The following is a 3,453-nucleotide window of genomic DNA, read 5'->3' as shown; positions in this document are numbered from 1 at the left end:
TGTCCGGCGGTGTCCTACTCTCCCACACCCTCCCGGGTGCAGTACCATCGGCGCTGGAGGGCTTAGCTTCCGGGTTCGGAATGTGACCGGGCGTTTCCCCTCCGCCATGACCGCCGTAACTCTATCGACATATCAAACAACCGATCGCGCCCCAGGCAGCGAGGTGTGTTTGTTTGTCGGGAGTTGCACAGTGGACGCGTAGCAGCTTTGTAGGTCAAGTCCTCGGCCTATTAGTACAGGTCAACTGAACCCGTTACCGGGCTTACATTTCCTGCCTATCAACCCAGTGGTCTAGCTGGGGGCCTTACCCCACACAAGTGTGGGTGGGATACCTCATCTTGAAGCGAGCTTCCCGCTTAGATGCTTTCAGCGGTTATCCCTTCCGAACGTAGCTAACCAGCCGTGCCCCTGGCGGGACAACTGGCACACCAGAGGTTCGTCCGTCCCGGTCCTCTCGTACTAGGGACAGCCCTTCTCAAGTATCCTACGCGCACGGCGGATAGGGACCGAACTGTCTCACGACGTTCTAAACCCAGCTCGCGTACCGCTTTAATGGGCGAACAGCCCAACCCTTGGGACCTGCTACAGCCCCAGGATGCGACGAGCCGACATCGAGGTGCCAAACCATCCCGTCGATATGGACTCTTGGGGAAGATCAGCCTGTTATCCCCGGGGTACCTTTTATCCGTTGAGCGACACCGCTTCCACATGCCGGTGCCGGATCACTAGTCCCGACTTTCGTCCCTGCTCGACCTGTCAGTCTCACAGTCAAGCTCCCTTGTGCACTTACACTCAACACCTGATTGCCAACCAGGCTGAGGGAACCTTTGGGCGCCTCCGTTACTCTTTAGGAGGCAACCGCCCCAGTTAAACTACCCACCAGACACTGTCCCTGAACCGGATAACGGTCCGAAGTTAGATACCCAAATCAACCAGAGTGGTATTTCAAGATTGCCTCCACCCGTACTGGCGTACGAGCTTCACCGGCTCCCACCTATCCTACACAAGCTAACTCAGATACCAATGTCAAGCTATAGTAAAGGTCCCGGGGTCTTTCCGTCCTGCCGCGCGTAACGAGCATCTTTACTCGTAATGCAATTTCGCCGGGCCTGTGGTTGAGACAGTAGGGAAGTCGTTACGCCATTCGTGCAGGTCGGAACTTACCCGACAAGGAATTTCGCTACCTTAGGATGGTTATAGTTACCACCGCCGTTTACTGGCGCTTAAGTTCTCCGCTTCGCCCCGAAGAGCTAACAGGTCCCCTTAACGTTCCAGCACCGGGCAGGCGTCAGTCCATATACATCGAATTACTTCTTCGCATGGACCTGTGTTTTTAGTAAACAGTCGCTTCCCCCTGGTCTCTGCGGCCATACCACGCTCCACAAGCGTGTTGCTTCACGTGTCCGGCCCCCCTTCTCCCTAAGTTACGGGGGCAATTTGCCGAGTTCCTTAACCACAGTTCGCCCGTCGCCTTGGTATTCTCTACCTGACCACCTGTGTCGGTTTGGGGTACGGGCCGCTAAGAACTCGCTAGAGGCTTTTCTCGGCAGCATAGGATCACTGACTTCACCTGAATCGGCTCGGCATCACGTCTCACCCTCCATGCACCACGGATTTGCCTATGGTGCGGGCTACACGCTTACCCCGGCACAACCACCGGCCGGGATCAGCTACCTTCCTGCGTCACCCCATCGCTTGACTACTACCCACCAGGTTCCCACGCTCCCCACCCTCAACCCGAAGGTCTAAGGCGGTTTGGGTGGTTAGCACAGTAAGGTTCATCAGGGACGCTCTTTCGCGGGTACGGGAATATCAACCCGTTGTCCATCGACTACGCCTCTCGGCCTCGCCTTAGGTCCCGACTCACCCAGGGCGGATTAGCCTGGCCCTGGAACCCTTGGTCATCCGGCGGAAGGGTTTCTCACCCTTCTTGCGCTACTCATGCCTGCATTCTCACTCGTACCGCGTCCACAACTCGATCACTCGGCTGCTTCACCCGCGGCACGACGCTCCCCTACCCATCCACACACCTGCACGCAGCTCCGAAGAACTCCGCGGGGTTAAAATGTGAATGCCACAGCTTCGGCGGTGTACTTGAGCCCCGCTACATTGTCGGCGCGGAACCACTTGACCAGTGAGCTATTACGCACTCTTTAAAGGGTGGCTGCTTCTAAGCCAACCTCCTGGTTGTCCATGCGATCCCACATCCTTTTCCACTTAGCACACGCTTAGGGGCCTTAGCTGGTGATCTGGGCTGTTTCCCTCTCGACTACGAAGCTTATCCCCCGCAGTCTCACTGCCGCGCTCTCACTTACCGGCATTCGGAGTTTGGCTGATTTCGGTAAGCTTGTAGGCCCCCTAGACCATCCAGTGCTCTACCTCCGGCAAGAAACACGCGACGCTGCACCTAAATGCATTTCGGGGAGAACCAGCTATCACGGAGTTTGATTGGCCTTTCACCCCTAACCACAGGTCATCCCCCAACTTTTCAACGTTGGTGGGTTCGGCCCTCCACGCGGTCTTACCCGCGCTTCAGCCTGCCCATGGCTAGATCACTCCGCTTCGGGTCTAGAACACGCGACTCAACGCCCTATTCGGACTCGCTTTCGCTACGGCTCCCCCACACGGGTTAACCTCGCCACGTGCCACTAACTCGCAGGCTCATTCTTCAAAAGGCACGCCGTCACCCCTAAAGGCTCCGACGGATTGTAGGCGAACGGTTTCAGGTACTATTTCACTCCCCTCCCGGGGTACTTTTCACCATTCCCTCACGGTACTCGTCCGCTATCGGTCACCAGGAAGTATTCAGCCTTACCAGGTGGTCCTGGCAGATTCACGGCAGATTACAGGGGTCCGCCGCTACTCGGGAACAACCACAGAAGACCAGTCGCTTTCACCTACCGGACTATCACCGTCTACGGTCGGCCTTTCCAGACCATTCGACTAACAACTGGCTTTGTAACTCCTTCGGTGTGTGTCAGCACACCACGCGATGTCCCACAACCCCGACCACGCAACCCCTGACAGGTATCACACGCAACCGGTTTAGGCTCAATCCGCTTTCGCTCGCCACTACTCACGGAATCACTATTGTTTTCTCTTCCTACGGGTACTGAGATGTTTCACTTCCCCGCGTTCCCTCCACACACCCTATGAATTCAGGTGCGGGTGACACCACATAACTGGTGCCGGGTTACCCCATTCGGACACCCTGGGATCACAGCTAGGTTGACAGCTCCCCCAGGCCTATCGCGGCCTCCCACGTCCTTCATCGGCTCCTGGTGCCAAGGCATCCACCGTTCGCCCTTGACAACTTGACCACAAAGATGCTCGCGTCCACTGTGCAATTCTCAACAAACAACCAACCCACAACCCCAAGCCCACCACCACAACCCGACAACCGCCGGCGGTATGCGTGGACCAGGCCATGCCTGGCAATCCGATCCGAAAGAC

The 3,453-nt window shown here is 57.0% G+C and carries 2 rRNA genes; both read right to left on the bottom strand.

Features of this window, described 5'->3' with window-relative positions:
• Position 1: 1 nt before the first annotated feature.
• Positions 2 to 118 (bottom strand): 5S ribosomal RNA (gene rrf / locus AB0J88_RS39955).
• Between the two features lie 92 nt (positions 119 to 210).
• Positions 211 to 3,320 (bottom strand): 23S ribosomal RNA (locus AB0J88_RS39950).
• Between the last annotated feature and the right edge of the window lie 133 nt (positions 3,321 to 3,453).

This window comes from Asanoa sp. NPDC049475 (assembly GCF_040676915.1).
Taxonomy (GTDB): domain Bacteria; phylum Actinomycetota; class Actinomycetes; order Mycobacteriales; family Micromonosporaceae; genus Asanoa.
The sequence above is the reverse complement of the archived record's forward strand: the minus strand, read 5'-3'. Positions and strand labels throughout refer to the sequence as shown.